The organism is bacterium, assembly GCA_020440705.1.
GTDB lineage: Bacteria > Krumholzibacteriota > Krumholzibacteriia > LZORAL124-64-63 > LZORAL124-64-63 > JAGRNP01.
Window position 1 is genome coordinate 1 of the sequence record JAGRNP010000101.1, and the last position, 14,301, is coordinate 14,301.

At 70.1% G+C, this 14,301-nt stretch carries 15 protein-coding genes; 8 read left to right on the top strand and 7 right to left on the bottom strand.

The genetic code is table 11. From position 1 onward, the window contains the following. Both KDM41_13660 and KDM41_13665 read left to right on the top strand, forming a co-directional pair. Nucleotides 1–278 (top strand): asparagine--tRNA ligase (locus KDM41_13660; protein MCB1184470.1); only part of this gene is annotated, 278 nt, incomplete at its 5' end. Between the two features lie 49 nt (nt 279–327). Continuing rightward, nucleotides 328–747: a GNAT family N-acetyltransferase gene (locus tag KDM41_13665; protein MCB1184471.1), complete on the top strand. Its 420-nt coding sequence runs from the start codon at nt 328–330 to the stop codon at nt 745–747. Between the two features lie 107 nt (nt 748–854). Here KDM41_13665 and KDM41_13670 read toward each other — a convergent pair whose 3' ends face one another. The 3 genes from KDM41_13670 to KDM41_13680 all read right to left on the bottom strand — a co-directional run bounded on the left by KDM41_13670 (nt 855) and on the right by KDM41_13680 (nt 3,591). Then, nucleotides 855–1,193 (bottom strand): STAS domain-containing protein, encoded by a 339-nt coding sequence (locus KDM41_13670; protein MCB1184472.1) that lies wholly within the window; start codon nt 1,191–1,193, stop codon nt 855–857. Between the two features lie 46 nt (nt 1,194–1,239). Beyond that, nucleotides 1,240–2,886, bottom strand: coding sequence for an AMP-binding protein (locus KDM41_13675; GenBank protein MCB1184473.1), 1,647 nt, complete (start codon nt 2,884–2,886; stop codon nt 1,240–1,242). Nucleotides 2,887–2,973: 87 nt separating this feature from the next. After that, nucleotides 2,974–3,591 carry a hypothetical protein gene (locus KDM41_13680; GenBank protein MCB1184474.1) on the bottom strand — a complete coding sequence of 206 codons (618 nt, stop codon included), beginning with the start codon at nt 3,589–3,591 and terminating at the stop codon, nt 2,974–2,976. Nucleotides 3,592–3,703: 112 nt separating this feature from the next. Here KDM41_13680 and KDM41_13685 point away from each other — a divergent pair, with 112 nt between their 5' ends. From KDM41_13685 to KDM41_13695, 3 genes are read left to right on the top strand one after another with little or no spacing between them, the layout of a single operon-like run. After that, on the top strand, nt 3,704–5,734 hold the full coding sequence (locus KDM41_13685; protein MCB1184475.1) for a hypothetical protein: 2,031 nt from the start codon (nt 3,704–3,706) through the stop codon (nt 5,732–5,734). A 45-nt stretch (nt 5,735–5,779) separates the two neighbouring features. Then, a complete protein-coding gene (locus KDM41_13690; GenBank protein ID MCB1184476.1) occupies nt 5,780–6,433 on the top strand; it encodes a hypothetical protein in 654 nt (217 codons plus the stop codon). Nucleotides 6,434–6,467: 34 nt separating this feature from the next. Then, nucleotides 6,468–7,070: a hypothetical protein gene (locus KDM41_13695; GenBank protein ID MCB1184477.1), complete on the top strand. Its 603-nt coding sequence runs from the start codon at nt 6,468–6,470 to the stop codon at nt 7,068–7,070. On the opposite strand, the gene KDM41_13700 is transcribed toward KDM41_13695, so the two are convergent. From KDM41_13700 to KDM41_13710, 3 genes are all read right to left on the bottom strand, one after another. After that, the gene (locus tag KDM41_13700) at nt 7,051–7,554 is read right to left on the bottom strand and encodes a GIY-YIG nuclease family protein (protein MCB1184478.1); all 504 of its coding nucleotides are present in this window, start codon (nt 7,552–7,554) and stop codon (nt 7,051–7,053) included. The genes KDM41_13695 and KDM41_13700 overlap by 20 nt on opposite strands. 4 nt (nt 7,555–7,558) lie before the next feature. After that, a complete protein-coding gene (lysF, locus tag KDM41_13705; GenBank protein MCB1184479.1) occupies nt 7,559–9,511 on the bottom strand; it encodes a homoaconitase in 1,953 nt (650 codons plus the stop codon). A 147-nt stretch (nt 9,512–9,658) separates the two neighbouring features. After that, nucleotides 9,659–10,123 (bottom strand): CBS domain-containing protein, encoded by a 465-nt coding sequence (locus KDM41_13710; GenBank protein ID MCB1184480.1) that lies wholly within the window; start codon nt 10,121–10,123, stop codon nt 9,659–9,661. Between the two features lie 200 nt (nt 10,124–10,323). Between KDM41_13710 and KDM41_13715 the strand changes: the two genes are divergently transcribed. Further along, nucleotides 10,324–10,788 (top strand): hypothetical protein, encoded by a 465-nt coding sequence (locus KDM41_13715; protein MCB1184481.1) that lies wholly within the window; start codon nt 10,324–10,326, stop codon nt 10,786–10,788. Nucleotides 10,789–10,816: 28 nt separating this feature from the next. Beyond that, on the top strand, nt 10,817–12,397 hold the full coding sequence (locus KDM41_13720; GenBank protein ID MCB1184482.1) for a response regulator: 1,581 nt from the start codon (nt 10,817–10,819) through the stop codon (nt 12,395–12,397). 68 nt (nt 12,398–12,465) lie between these two features. Here KDM41_13720 and KDM41_13725 read toward each other — a convergent pair whose 3' ends face one another. Beyond that, entirely contained in the window at nt 12,466–13,566 is a 1,101-nt protein-coding gene (locus KDM41_13725; GenBank protein MCB1184483.1) for an NAD-dependent epimerase/dehydratase family protein, read from the bottom strand. Between the two features lie 174 nt (nt 13,567–13,740). Here KDM41_13725 and KDM41_13730 point away from each other — a divergent pair, with 174 nt between their 5' ends. Beyond that, on the top strand, nt 13,741–14,259 hold the full coding sequence (locus tag KDM41_13730; protein MCB1184484.1) for an SRPBCC domain-containing protein: 519 nt from the start codon (nt 13,741–13,743) through the stop codon (nt 14,257–14,259). Nucleotides 14,260–14,301 lie beyond the last annotated feature (42 nt).

Here is a 14,301-nt window from a genome sequence, read left to right on the forward strand (position 1 = left end):
GCACCGTGGCCGCCATGGACGTGCTGGCGCCGGGCATCGGCGAGATCATCGGCGGCAGCCAGCGCGAGGAGCGCCTCGACGTGCTGGACGCCCGCATCACCGAGATGGGCCTCGACCTCGGGGAATACTGGTGGTACCGTGATCTGCGGAAGTACGGCACGGTGCCGCACGCGGGCTTCGGGCTCGGTTTCGACCGGGCCGTGAACTACGTCACGGGCATGAAGAACATCCGGGACGTGATCCCCTTCCCGCGGGCGACGGGTCTCGCCGAGTTCTAGCCGACACCCAAGGGGCAAGGCCGCATGGAGGCGGCCACGGGAGACTGCCATGGAATGGACACGCAACGGCTATCGCATCAGCGACGACAAGGGCGAACTCGACATCTTCTACGTCGCGCCGGCCCTGCAGAAGTCGTACTGGGCGGCGGAGCGCCCCCGGACGGTCATCGAGGAGTCGATCCGCAACTCGCTGTGCCTCGGCCTGTACACCGAGGGGCGGCAGATCGGCTTCGCGCGGGCGGTTACCGACAAGTGCACCTTCGCCTGGATCTGCGACGTGATGGTCCATCCGGACCACCGCGGCATCGGGCTGGGCAAGTGGCTCATCGACTGCCTGAGCGCCCACCCCGACGTGGTGAACGTGTCCCAGGAGATGCTGCGCACCCGCGACGCGCACGGCCTGTACGAGCAGTACGGCTACGTGCAGTGCGACGCCATGATCAAGCGGAAGGACGCGGGCGACGCCTAGCTGCGCTCCGGATTCGCCGCCCATCCGGAAGGAAAACCGGAAGGAAAAAGAGTGCGCCCGGCCCCCGAGGGGGCCGGGCGCTTCCGCTCGCGCACGTTGCGGAAAACCTAGCCGAAGGAGGCCATGGCCTCGTCCAGGGTCGGGTACACCTGGAAGATGTTCTGCAGCTGGGAGATGTAGAAGATGCTGAGCACCCGCTCCTTCACGTTGCAGATCTTCAGGGTGCCGTCGGCATTCTTCAGGGAGTGGTAGCCCGTGATGAGGATGCCCAGGCCCGTCGAGTTGATCCAGGGCACGCCGGACATGTCGAGGACCACGTTCTTCGTGCCCTTCTCGATGAGGCCGTTGATCTCGCCCTTGAACTTGTCGAAGTCGGGGCCGCCCATGATCTTGCCCGACAGCTCGAGCACCATGATGTCGCCCTGGGGATTCTGCTTGATCTTCATCTGGGTCACTCCTTCAGGAAACCGTTGCGTCCCGTGAACGCGGTTGTCAGGAAAATGCCGCGTACTTGCGACGCTTGATCTTCTTCGTCGGTGTCTTCTCGAATTCCTCGTACAGGACCTTGAGCTTGGCGATCCGGCAGTAGCCGGGCAGCCGCAGGTTCAGGAACTTGCGGTTCTCCTCCATCAGGTCCTCGACCTGGCGGCCCTTCAGGCAGGCCTTGTCCACGGACTCGAGGTCGGGGTAGACCAGCGCCAGCAGCTGCCCGTTCTGCTCGAGGACGAGGGACTCCTCGACGCAGGGCATGTTGTTCAGCTGGGACTCGATCTCCTCAGGATACACGTTCTGGCCCGAAGAGGTGAGGATCATGTTCTTCGAGCGGCCCGTCAAGTAGAGGAAGCCCTGGGCGTCGAGGCGGCCGAGATCGCCCGTGTGCAGCCAACCGTCGGGGTCGATGGCCTCGGCGGTGGCCTCCTCGTCGTGGTAGTAGCCCATCATGCGGTTCTCGCCGCGCACCTGGACCTCGCCGATGCCGGTCTCGGGGTCGGCGTCGGCGATGCGGCATTCCATGGTGGGCACGATGCGGCCGACGCTGCCCGTGGGGGGGCGGTCGTCGTAGACCGAGTAGCTGATGAGCGGGCCGCATTCGGTCATGCCGTAGCCGCAGGTCATGCGCAGGCCGATGCGCCGGAAGAAGTCCTCGATGTCGCGGTTGATGGCCGCGCCGCCGATGACCATCTCCTTGAAGCGGCCGCCGAAGACCTCGTAGACCTGATCGTGGATCTTCTTGTACACCAGCTTGTTGAGGCCGGGCACCTTGAGCAGGAGCTGCATCTTCGGCGTCTCGAGTACCGGCTTGATCCGGTTGCGGTAGATCTTCTCGATGACCAGCGGCACCGACATGACGACCACCGGACGGTACTTCTGGAACGCGGCGACGAGGATCTTCGGCGTGGGGATCTTCTCGACGTAGACGATGTGGCAACCGGCGACGGTGGGGGCCAGGAAGTCGAAGGCGCAGCCGAAGACGTGGGCCAGCGGCAGGAACGAGACCATGTTGTCGCCGGGGGTCAGCGCGACGCTCGCGTTGAAGAACAGGATGTTGGCGATCAGCGAGTTCCCGTCGAGCATGACGCCCTTGGAGAAGCCGGTCGTGCCCGAGGTGTAGACGATGGCGGCGAGTTCGTCGTTGGCCACGGCGGGGAAGGCGACGTCGTCGGGCCCGATGGGGTGCGCCGACGCGCGGGCGGCATTGAAGCGTTCACCGAACTTCGCCTCGCGGCTCCAGGTGACGGAGAAGTCGGTCAGCCGGACCACGGCCGCCAGGTCGTCCATCTTCGACTCCTCGAGGCGATCGAAAACGCCGTCGGCGAGGAAGAGCAGGCGGCTGCCGCTGTGGCGCACGATGTGCTCGATCTCGGCCGAAGTGAAGTCCGGCAGGATCGGCACGATGACCGCGCCGTAGGTCGTGGCCGCCAGGTAGGAGACGCACCAGTGGGCCGAGTTGCGGCCGACGACGCCGATGCGGTCGCCCCGGGCGATGCCGGCCGCCGCGAAGGCCGCGTGGAGGGAGTGGATGAGATTGCCCACCTCGCCGTAGGTCAGGGTCCCGCCGTCCAGGTCGCTGTAGCAGTCGACTTCCCAGTGCCTGCGGAGCGAACCGGCGATGGTCGCGACGAAGTTCTCCTGGAGCATGCGTCTCCTTCCGGGTGGGCCCGCGCGGGCGGGCGGTCGGGTGGGCGAACTCGCGCCATGGTACCCCATATCGGCCGCGGGGACAATTCAGGAGCGGCGCCGGAAGGGCAGGGGCAGGAAGCGGGGCACCCGCGCGCGGTAGGCGGCGTAGGCCGGGCCGACGTCGCGCAGCAGCTTCCGCTCCTCGAGTTCGGTGCCGACGACGGTGTACACGGCCAGGACCGCCCGCCAGACGAGATTCACGTCGGTGACGGGGAGGCAGAAGACCAGCACGACGAGGGTCGCGGTGTACCACGGGTGGCGGATGACGCCCAGGATGCCCTCGGTGCGGAAGGGGGCGGGGCGGGGTTCCCGTCCGGCGGCCCAGTCGGCCGCCTGGCGCAGGCCGAGGAAGGCGCGCCCGTCGTAGGCGCGCGACCCGAGCCAGAACAGCACCCCCGCCTCGGCCAGGCCGAGCCACCGCACGATTCCCCACCAGCCGGGCCAGTCCCACAGCGTGACCGCGGGCTGGCTGCGCACCCACACCGCGAGCAGCGCCAGGCTGGCGGTGCTGACCCCCACGTAGACGAGCCGGTCGAACACGTGCCAGCGGGGGAAGAGCCGGCGCACGAGCCGGCGGGCGGCATGGGTGATCAGGAGGCTGTGCAGGGCGCACCAGAGGGCCGTGGCGAGGGCGATCCAGGCGAGGTGCGGGGCGAAGGTCATGGCGGATTTCCGGGCTGGGGCGGGCGGCAATCGGGCGGAAACGTTGTCCGGGCCCGGCGGATCCCGTATTATCACCTCCGGAACCCGACATGGCAACCGGACGGAGGGGCAGATGATTCGAATCCTGGTCTACCGGCGCGTGCTGATGGCCGCGGCGATCGTCGGAGCGCTCTGCGGGGCGGCTCTGATCAAGGGGGGGGACGCGTTCGGCGCGACCGGGAGGCGGGGCTTCGAACTCCCCTCGGCGTGGACGGATCTCGGCACCGTCGCCGAGTGGCGGGCGGCCGACCGCCAGATCTACCGCAGTTCGGCCGGCTCCAGCCATCTCGACCGCTCCCGCGACCACATCGATCAGGAGGCCGTCTACGCGGCGACCCGGGATTACCGGGGCCGGCTGAGCGGCCTGCCGCCCGCCGCCTGGGCGGGCCTGGACGAAGACGAGCGCCAGGAGCGGCGCGCCGCCGCCGCGGCCGAACTGAAATTCGTCATCGACTTCCGCTACCGGGTCAGCGGCTACGTGCAGGACGCCCGCGCCGGACTCGACACGGGCTGGGGCGCGCGGATCAGCGACCACACGGTGATGGCCGAGATGCTGTCGCGCCTGCGCACCGCCGTGGGCCTCGCGCCCGACAATCCCTACGCCTGGCACCTCTACGCCTACTTCTGCACCCTGGTCGGCGACGACCTGCGGGCGCTGCGGGCCCTGGACGGCGCCCAGGCCGCCCTCGACCTGATGCCGTCCGGGGAACTGACCGCCATGCGGGCCGCCGTCTGGCTGGACCGGGCCTGGCTGCTGCGCGACCTGGGCGACTTCGAGGCCTCCCGGGCCGCCCTCGAGCAGGCCGCGAGCCGGGGCGCGCGGGGCGTCGAGCCGCGGCTGCTGCAGGGGCTCCTGGCCGCCCAGACCGGCGACGACCAGGTGGCCATCGCGGTGGCGGCCGAGCTGCGGGCGCAACCGGTGGCGGCCTTTCCCATGGACTTCGCCACGGGCGAGTACGTCCCCGAGACGACCAACATCGACACCTGGTCGCGGAAGGCCTCGACCTACCTGCACGACTGGATCATGGCCTACACGTGGCTGCGGGTGGGCCGGGTCGACATGGCCCGCGCCGCCTTCGGCACCTTCAACCTCGACAGCCAGCGCCTCTTCGCCCACCGCTTCTGGAACGAGGCCGGCGACATCTACCTCGCCACCGGCCGCCCGGCGCTCGCGGCCGAGGCCTGGAACCAGTCCTTCGTCACCGTGCCCTACCAGCCGTACCTCCTGGCGAAGCGGTATGCCCATTCGCTCGCGCCCCTGACCGGACGGCCGGGCGGTGGCGTGTACGAACTCTCGTACGACGCGAACCTGATGGTGGGCAGCCGGCTCGCCTGGGCCGCCGAGCTGGTCGATCGCCTGGCCGACACCTACGACGAACACGAGCGCCAGCGCCTGGCCTCGCGGGCCCTCGACGCCCTCGAGATCTGCCGGCGCCAGGGCGTGTTCGCGGGCCAGGCGGCGGTGCTGCAGGGCCAGGTCTACCACCTGATGGGTGATTCCCAGTCGGCCTACCTCGAGGTGGAGGAGGCCCTCGCCCTGCTCGAGGCGCAGGGAGACCGCGTGGCCACGGCGGCCGTCCTGTCGGGCCTGTCGCGAAGTCCGGACGAACTCGAACCCCGGGACATCGCCAACTTCTACGGCCAGAGCGGCAGCAGCCGCGGACGCTGGGCGGCGACGGCCGATCCGGAGGCCGCCGGCGCCGCCCTGCGGGCGGCCTACGACGAGGAGCCGAACGCGGCGAACCGCGTGGCCCTGGCCCGCTTCCTGGTGCGGAACGGCGAGGCCGACGCCGGCCGTCGCCTGGCGCTGGGACAGGCCGCAGGCGAAGCCGTCGGCGCGGCCCTGGCCGGACTGAGCACGGACGAGATCACGGTCGTCCTCGAGGCCGATCGGGCCCGCGGCGATCCGACGGCGGCGCAGGCCATGGTGGCGGCCCTGAACCGGGGCGAACCCGATCCCTGGTCGGACGCCGGCGTGTGGGCGCTGGCGGGATTCATCTGCCTGGACCAGGACCGGCGCGAAGACGCGCGGGTGGCCCTGGAACGGGCGTCGGTGCTGGATCCGGGCAATCGGGGCCTGAAGATCCAGCTTTCGCTCATGTAGTCCGGGCGCCCGGCCGGGGCCGGGCGCCGAACGAGGGGGAATGGGATGGTTCGCTCAGGTCATCGTTTCATCGCGGTCGTTGCGCTGATCGCTCTTCTCGCCGTCCTGCCGCGCGGGGCCGCCGCCCAGACGGGCTTCTGTGACCCGGCCGACGTGTCGACGGCCACCCTCGCCGCCACCGGACCGGGGCCGTACTCGCTCATGGTCACGCCCGGGGGCACCGGCGACGCCTTCACCGCCGCACGCGATCAGTCCGGCAATCCGGTCGACGTGACGATCACCTACACCCTGCGCGACTGCGCGTTCGTGCCCGTCGCCGACTTTCCGGCCGAGGACATGTGGCTCGAGGCGGACGACGGCGGCCTGGTCGTGTGTGTCGGAGGCAGCATCGCCGACGCGGACACCGACGCCGGCGGCACCACCTCCTGGACCCGTCCCCTGCGGGCGGGCGGTTCCTCGACGGCCGGTTGCCGGGTGATGGTCAATGGGGCGCCCGGCATGTGGGGCACCTTCCCGCTGTGGTTCAACAGTCCCGATCTCAACAGCGACGGCACCGTCAACCTGATCGACGTGCCCGTCTTCGCCACCGACTTCTTCGGCGGCGTCTACCGCTACCGATCCGACTTCCACTGCGACGGGGTGATCAATCTCGTCGATCTCGTGCGCTTCGCCGGGGGACTGGGGGCCGCCTGTCCCTGATCACCCGCGTGGAGCCGACCCCACCGGAGGGACCATGAAGAGAACGCTCGCACTCCTGGCCGCACTGGCCGGACTGGCCTGGGCGGCGGTCGCCCCGGCCGTCGTCGATCCCACGCCTGACGGCGTCGGCATCTACTTCGACCTGGTGGCCGACACCTACGTGTCCGAAGCCGTCCCCTACGTCCCGTTCACGGCCTATGTCGTCCTGACGAATCCCGCTCACGCCACCTTCACCGGCCTGGAGTTCCACTACCGGCTCGACACCGGCGGCAACGACGGTCTCTTCATCCGCCTGACGGTGTCGCCGCCGGCGCCGATCCTGTGCCTGGATTGCATCTGGGATCCGATCGAGGACTCGGTCCGGCTGACGACGCCGACCCCGATGCCCACCGCGCCGGCCACGGTGCTGATGACCTGGCACTGCCTGGTGCTCGCGCCCTTCGGCATCGACTTCTACCTGGCGGCCACGCCGTTCACGGGGCCGGACACGGGGCAGCTGGCCTACCAGGCCGACGGGACCTGGCACCCGATGACGGTCCGTTCGGGGGATCCGGCCCTGCCGGTGGCCTGGTTGATCGACCCGCCGCTGGCGACGGGGCGAACCACCTTCGCCGGCCTCAAGGCCCTCTACCGGTAGGGTCGACCGCGTCGCCGAGTTCGTGCAGGTCGGGCTCCCAGAAGTCGGCGCCGGGCATGAGGAGGGCCGCCGTCGCGTGGACGCGGGCCAGGCCCAGCAGGGACACGGGCGCGGCGCTGAACCAGAGATGGGCCGGACAGCCCTCGCGGCAGTCGCTCGCGCCGAAGCCGGGCACCGGGTACTGTCGGCCGACGAGGGTGCCGACGCGCCGGTTCAGCTCGCACTCGCCGACACCGGCCGCCAGCGGCACGACGACGGCCCCGACCGGTTCGCTGTCCGGGGCCGTCGAGAGGTGGTCGAAGTGCCAGCGGCGGGTCGGCTTCACGCTCCAGTGGCGCGCGACCCGGCGGTGCAGGTTGCGCTTCGCGCTGCCGGTGTAGAGGTACCAGCCGGCGGGGAAATGGTGTTCGCCGAGGGCCCCCACGGCCAGGGTCGCCGGGCTCTTCAGCCGCAGCAGGAACACGTAGAGGCCCGCGTCGAACATCGGCTCAGCCTTCCAGCGCCGCCCGCACCATGTTCTCGACACCGCCCGCGACGATCACTTCCTGGACCGGCGTGCCCAGGGGCGTGAAGCGGAACTCCCGGCCGTTCCAGCGCACGGTCGACGAGGCGAAATCGAGGGCGATGGCGTCGCCGTCGATGATCGTGCGCTCGCTCTCGCCGCGACCGGCGTGGTGCGCCGCGAGGGCGTCGATCAGGGGCGGGCACTCCACGCACACGAAGCCGTTGTTGATGGCGTTGCGCAGGTAGGTCTGGGAATAGCTGCCCGCGATGACCAGCGGGATGCCCGCCGCCTGCAGGGCCGTGGCGGCCTGCTCGCGGCTCGAGCCGGTGCCGAAGTTGTAGCCCGCGACGAGCACGTCGCCCGGCGCGATGCGGCCGGCGAACTGGGGGTCGTAGTTCTCCATGACGACCTCGGCCATCTTCTCCTTCGTGACGTCCTCGCGGTAGGTCCAGTCCTTGGAGTAGATGCCGTCGGTGTTCAGGTTGTCCTTGGGCAGGTAGACCAGCCGCCCCTCGATGCCGGCGGGGAAGCCGTCGAGGATGTCGGTGGCGGCGGCACCGCCCGCCGGTGCGGTGAACTCGCGGATGTCCCGCTTGGGCACGGCGTCGGTGAGATCCATGCCGGCGGGCCCGGTCACGAAGCCGGCCAGCGCGCTGGCCGTCACCACGGCGGGGCTGGCCAGGTAGGCCTCGGCGTCGCGGCTGCCCATGCGGCCGCGGAAGTTGCGGTTCGTCGCCGAGATGCCCACTTCGCCGTCCTCGAGCAGGCCCACGCCCAGGCCGATGCAGGGGCCGCAGCCCGGGGGCAGCACCTTCGCGCCGGCGTCGATCAGCTTCTGCCAGGCCCCGCTGGCCTCGGCCTGGGCCTGGATGGGCGCGCTGGCCGCGGCGATGTAGAACTCGACGCCGTCGGCCACCTTCCCGCCGTCGGCCACGGCGGCCGCGGCCTCGATGTCGCCCAGGCGCGAGTTGGTGCAGCTGACCAGGTAGGCCTTGTCGATCTTCATGCGTTTCGCGTGCAGCGCAGCCAGCGAGGTCATCACCTGCAGGCTGTGGGGTCCGCTCACGTGGGGCGTGACCCGGGCCAGGTCGAGGGTGATCAGGGCGGCGTAGTCGGCGCCGGCGTCGGAGACCGGCGGGTTCCGCGTCCAGGCTTCCAGGTCGGCGTCGGTGATGCGGTCGGTGACGCCGTGGTCGGCGAGCCAGGCCCGGCGGCCGCGCATGAACTCCACGCAGGTGGCGTCGACGGGGAACCAGCCCGCCAGCGCGCCCCACTCGGTGGTCATGTTGGCGATGGTCAGGCGTTCCTCCATGTCGAGGTCGGCCACGCCGTCGCCGCCGAACTCGATCACCGCGTTGAGCACCTCGCCCTGGTTGTAGAGCCCGCACAGGGTGATGATGACGTCCTTGCCCGTCACGCCGGGCTGCATGCGTCCGGTCAGGTTCACCTTGATGGTGCGCGGGATCTGCCACCACACGGTGCCGGTGGCCCACAGGGCCGCCGCGTCGGTGCGCACCACCGGCGTGCCGAGGGCGCCGATGCCGCCGTAGGTGTTGCTGTGGCTGTCGCTCGCCACGCAGAAGCCGCCCGGCCGCACGTAGCCTTCCTCGATCATGATCTGGTGGCCGATGCCGCGCCCCGCGGGGTAGGCGTCGATGCCGTGCCTGCGGGCGAACTCGGCGATCTTGGCGTACTTGGCATGGTTGTCGTCGCCGAGGTCCTGGATGTTGTGGTCGAGGGTGAACACCGGCTGGCGGGGGTCCTTCACCTTCGTCACGCCCAGGCCGTTGAACTTGCCCATGACGGCGCTCGTGTTGTCGTGGGTCATGACGTGGTCGGGCACGAGGGTGACGTAGTCGCCGGCCTTCAGTTCCTGGCCGGGCTTCAGGCCCACGGCGTGCGCCTGGACGATCTTCTCGATGACTGTCTGCGCCATGTTCGGTCGCTCCCGGAACGCGGGTGGATGCGGGCGGGCGGGCGCGGGCGTGTCCCGGCGCCGGCCGGAGGGGACGCCACCCAAGGTAAACCACAAGCCCCCGGCGCACAATCGCCGGGGGCTCGTCGCTGCGGGCGCGGGGCGGGGCTATGCGGAGCGGTTCGGTCCCGGATAGCCCTCGTTGATGTAGGCCACGAGGACGTCGATCTGCTCGGACTGGTTGGCGCTGATCTGCTTGACCACGTCGCCGATGGAGACCATGCCCAGCAACGTCTGGCCCTCGAGAACGGGGATGTGCCGGATGCGCTCGCGGGTCATGATCGCCATGACCTCGTTCAGGTCGGCATCGGGTGTCACGTAGATGACCTTGCGCGTCATGAGCTCGCTGACCGGCGTGTCGCGGGCGGTGCGGCCCTGGATGGTGATGAAGCGCAGGTAGTCGCGCTCGGACATGATGCCGCGGATCTGCCCATCGACCGTGATCAGGATGGCGCCGACGTTGTTCTCGACCATGCGGGTGACGGCGACGAAGACCGTGTCGTCGGGCTTGGCGGTGATGAGCGTCTGCTCGCCCTTGGTCTTGAGCAGCTCCTTGATCTTTTTGGCCGGCATGGGGACCTCCTCGGGGAACGGGTGGGGAGTGGCGGTCCTGGAATCTAAATGTCAGTCTACCTTGGATTTCGCGGCTGCGCTACATGGTAATGATTTCACAGACGGGGTCTTTGCCGAAAACAGGCTTGTCCCCACCGCCGGGTGGTATATGTTCAGCGCCCGCTCCGCACCGGACGGGAGACCACGCGAGGTGAGCGACCATGTACGAGGATTTCGAGGATCTCCGGGACAACTGTCCGGCCCGCATCCGGGCGGTGATCGCCATCGACCTGGAGCATGACGACGACCGTCGGATGGCGGACGTGTGGACGGCCACGGGGAACGACGAGTTCCGCCTCTACCTCAACGGCGCGGTCTCCGGTTTCTGGGAGGAGGAGATCCGTCGGCGGGGCGGCCGCTCCGTGCCCGACGACGGGCTGGCCATCGAGATCGGCCTGGACAGCTACAGCGACGTGGAGATGGGATCGTCGCTGTACCTCGAACTGATGGCCTACTGCGGAACGGAGGGGGTGGGTGACCTGGCCTGGAAGGTGTTCGACGACGATCACCTGGAACGGCGGTTCGCGGCCCACCTGGAGGGAGAAACCCTGAAACTGCTGGGAGAACACGTGGATGTGGAGGGCGTCCGCTGCTCGGTCGAGGTGACCGAGGTCGAAGAGATCTGACCGCGCGCGAGCCGACGGAAGGACGACCATGGAGGCGGAACTGCCGCAGCCCGGCGACACCCTCACGGGTGCCGCCGCCGACTATCTGTCCCGGATGCTGATCACCGTCGAGGAGTCGCCCGAGGCGATCTTCTGGATGGGCGAATCGGGCTCCTTCGTCCACGTCAACCGCCAGGCCTGCGCCTCGCTCGGCTACACGCGCGAGGAACTGCTGGGCCTGAAGCTGTGGGACATCGACCCGGACTTCCCCCCGGACCGCTGGGCCGAGCAGTGGAAACTCCTCGCCGCGGCCGGTCGCCGCACCGTCGAGACCCGCCACCGCCGCCGCAACGGCGAGATCTTTCCCGTCGAGGTGTGCGCCTGCCACCTGACCTGCTGCGGTGACACCTTCCATGTGGCGTTCGTGCGCGACATCAGCAGCCGGGTGCGCAACCGGGATTCCCGCAACGAGCTGCAGGTCCAGCTGCAGCAGGCCCAGCGGCTCGAGGCCGTCGGCCGGCTGGCCGGCGGCATCGCGCACGACTTCAACAACATGCTGAGCGTCATCATCGGCTACACCGAGCAGCTCCTGGAGCAGCCCGGCAGCGCCGACCTCCGCGCGGACCTGCGCCAGATCGACCAGGCGGCCCGGCGTTCGGCGAGCCTGACCCGCCAGCTGCTGGCCTTCGCCAGGAAGCAGACCATCGAACCCCGCAACCTCGATCTGAACACCGTCGTGGCCGACCTGCTGAAGATGCTCGGGCGGCTCATGGGCGCGGAGATCGCCCTCGTCTGGCGACCCGAGGCGGCGCCGGCCCTGGTGCACCTCGATCCGTCCCAGATCGACCAGATCCTGGCCAACCTGTGCGTGAACGCACGGGACGCCATCACCGGCCAGGGAACCGTCGTCATCGAGACGGCGAACCGGCGTTTCGACGCGGCGTACTGCGCGGAGCATCCGGGGGCCGAGCCCGGCGACTACATCATGCTGGCGGTGAGCGACGACGGGTGCGGCATCGCGGCGGAGGCCCTGCCGCAGGTGTTCGAACCGTTCTACACGACGAAGGGTCCGGACGAAGGCACGGGACTGGGCCTGGCCATGGTCTACGGCATCGTCCGCCAGAACGGCGGCATCGTGCAGATCACCAGCGAGGAAGGGCGCGGCACGACCGTGCGCATCCACCTGCCCGCGGCGGCCGGTTCGGTGGCGGCGACCAGTCCCGGCGCGGCGGCGATCGCCGATGCGCCGGGCGGCAACGAGACGATCCTGGTGGTCGAGGACGAGGCGGCCATCCTGCTGCTCTGCCGTCGCCAGCTGGTGCAACTGGGCTACCGGGTCCTGGCGATCGGCTCCCCCGCCGAAGCCCTGGCCCTCGCCGCGGCCGGCGAGGAGCACGTCGACCTGCTGCTGACCGACGTCGTCATGCCGTCCATGAACGGCAGCGACCTGGCCGGGCGACTGTCGGCGACCTGGCCCCACCTCCGCACGCTCTTCATGTCGGGCTACACGGCGAACGCCATCGCCCATCAGGGCGTCCTCGAGCCGGGCGTGCACTTCCTGGCCAAACCCTACACGCGCGAGAGCCTGGCCCGGGCCGTGCGCCGGGTGCTGGGCGAGCCCGCCCCCTGACCGCCGCCGGGCGGCTGCCGCCCGGTCTTCCGATCGGTCTTCCGATCGGTCTTCCGATCGGCCTGCCGTCAGCCGCCGAGCCTGGCCAGGGCCCGGCCTTCGAGCTCGGCGTCCGGCCAGCCGCGGGGGTTGGCCCGCCGCTCGTCCGGCTGTTCGCGCCACCACGCCAGGGTCGCCGCCGTCGAATCGGCGAGGGGCCGGTAGTCCAGGCCGGCCGCCCGCGAGGCGGCGTTGTCGAACGTCGTCGACGTCTCGCCCCAGGCGAGCATGGGGAAGGGGTACTCGAGCTCGGCCGCGACCTCGGGCGTGCACCAGTGGAAGGTGCTCTCGACGCCGGTGTCGGCCCGGATGGCCCAGAGCAGGCCGGCCCGGGTCCAGGTCTGGCCGGCCGCGTTGAAGGCGCCGGGCGTGCCGGCCTCGCCGAGGCGCACGATCCAGGGGCAGAGGTCGCGCACGTCGACGGTCTGCACCGCGAGCTCGGCCAGGGCCGGGGCCACGATGTCGCCGCCGCGATGGACGCGGTCGACCCAGTAGGTGAAGCGGTCGGTGCGGTCGCCCGGCCCGATGATGAAGGTCGGGCGCACGATGGTGGCTCGGTCGCCGAGGACGTCCTGCACGATGCGGTCGCACTCGGCCTTCAGCGGGCCGTAGGTCTCCCCGTTGACGGTCTCGATGGACTTGTCCGCCAGGGGCGCGAGTTCGGCGTCCTCGCGGTAGTGGCCGGGCGTGTCCGGGTAGGCCGCCACCGTCGACACGTACACGTAGCGCGTGCAGCGGCCGCCCAGCAGGTCGACGGCGTCGCGCACGTGGCGCGGCACGTAGCCCGAGTTGTCGACGATCACGTCCCAGGTGCGGTCGCCGGCGAGGGCCTTGAGCCCGTCGCCCACGTTCACGTCGCGGTCGCCGGTCAGCTCCTCGACCCGGTCGCCGTACATGCCGCTGCGCCGGCCGCGGTTGAACATGGTGACGTCGTGTCCGCGGGCCAGGGCGTACTCGATCTGGTGCGGCCCGATGAAGCCGGTCCCGCCGAGGAAGAGGAACTTCAGGGGGCGGTCGGCGCGGGGGACGTCGGCGGCGGTGGCCGCAGCGGCGAGGAGACCGCTGGCGTGCAGGCCGAGGAGTCCGGCGGTGCCGGCGGCGGCCTGGAGGAACTGGCGACGGTTGGGCATGGGGGTCCTTACGGTTCAGGGAGTGGGGGAACACCTCCTGCGATGATAGGGTCGGCGGTGACGGCCCGCCATGCCGGCCGCGGGCGATGCAACCCTTCCCGGACCATATCGGTATATAATGCCCCGATCATCGGTCTTCGTCGTCCGGATCCGTCCCCAACCATGGAGAGCCCCATGCGCCGTTCCGCCCTGGCCGCCCTGCTGGCCCTGTTCGTCGGCACCCCCTGCCTGGCCGAGGTCACCGACGTCTCGCCGGCCGGATTCACCAGCCGCACCGTCCACGCCATCGCCGCCGGACCGGAGCGGGTCTGGGGCGCGTTCGGCGAGATCGACAAATGGTGGAACGGCGACCACTCCTGGTCGTCCGACGCCGCGAACCTCTATCTCGACCCCGTGGCCGGCGAGGAGTTCGGCGAGCGCCTGCCCGGCGGCGGCAGCGTGACCCACATGGAGGTGATCTATGCCGAACCGGGCAAGCGTCTGCGGCTGCGCGGTTCGCTCGGGCCCCTGCAGGAGATGGCCGTCACCGGTGTGCTGTCCGTGACCCTGAAGCCCACCGACGAGGGCACCGAACTGACCGCCGTCTACGCCGTCGGCGGCTACGCGCCGGGCGGACTCGAGGCCATCGCGCCGGCGGTCGATCGGGTCGTCAACGAGCAGTTCACGCGGTTGGGGGAGTATCTGGCCCCCTGAGCGGCGGCCACGGATCGCCATCGCGGGGCGGGCGGGACGTGA

Coding starts and splice junctions, on each gene's coding strand:
- KDM41_13665 (MCB1184471.1), top strand. CDS start 328: ATGGAATGGACACGCAACGGCTATCGCATCAGCGACGACAAGGGCGAA.
- KDM41_13670 (MCB1184472.1), bottom strand. CDS start 1,193: ATGAAGATCAAGCAGAATCCCCAGGGCGACATCATGGTGCTCGAGCTG.
- KDM41_13675 (MCB1184473.1), bottom strand. CDS start 2,886: ATGCTCCAGGAGAACTTCGTCGCGACCATCGCCGGTTCGCTCCGCAGG.
- KDM41_13680 (MCB1184474.1), bottom strand. CDS start 3,591: ATGACCTTCGCCCCGCACCTCGCCTGGATCGCCCTCGCCACGGCCCTC.
- KDM41_13685 (MCB1184475.1), top strand. CDS start 3,704: ATGATTCGAATCCTGGTCTACCGGCGCGTGCTGATGGCCGCGGCGATC.
- KDM41_13690 (MCB1184476.1), top strand. CDS start 5,780: ATGGTTCGCTCAGGTCATCGTTTCATCGCGGTCGTTGCGCTGATCGCT.
- KDM41_13695 (MCB1184477.1), top strand. CDS start 6,468: ATGAAGAGAACGCTCGCACTCCTGGCCGCACTGGCCGGACTGGCCTGG.
- KDM41_13700 (MCB1184478.1), bottom strand. CDS start 7,554: ATGTTCGACGCGGGCCTCTACGTGTTCCTGCTGCGGCTGAAGAGCCCG.
- lysF (MCB1184479.1), bottom strand. CDS start 9,511: ATGGCGCAGACAGTCATCGAGAAGATCGTCCAGGCGCACGCCGTGGGC.
- KDM41_13710 (MCB1184480.1), bottom strand. CDS start 10,123: ATGCCGGCCAAAAAGATCAAGGAGCTGCTCAAGACCAAGGGCGAGCAG.
- KDM41_13715 (MCB1184481.1), top strand. CDS start 10,324: ATGTACGAGGATTTCGAGGATCTCCGGGACAACTGTCCGGCCCGCATC.
- KDM41_13720 (MCB1184482.1), top strand. CDS start 10,817: ATGGAGGCGGAACTGCCGCAGCCCGGCGACACCCTCACGGGTGCCGCC.
- KDM41_13725 (MCB1184483.1), bottom strand. CDS start 13,566: ATGCCCAACCGTCGCCAGTTCCTCCAGGCCGCCGCCGGCACCGCCGGA.
- KDM41_13730 (MCB1184484.1), top strand. CDS start 13,741: ATGCGCCGTTCCGCCCTGGCCGCCCTGCTGGCCCTGTTCGTCGGCACC.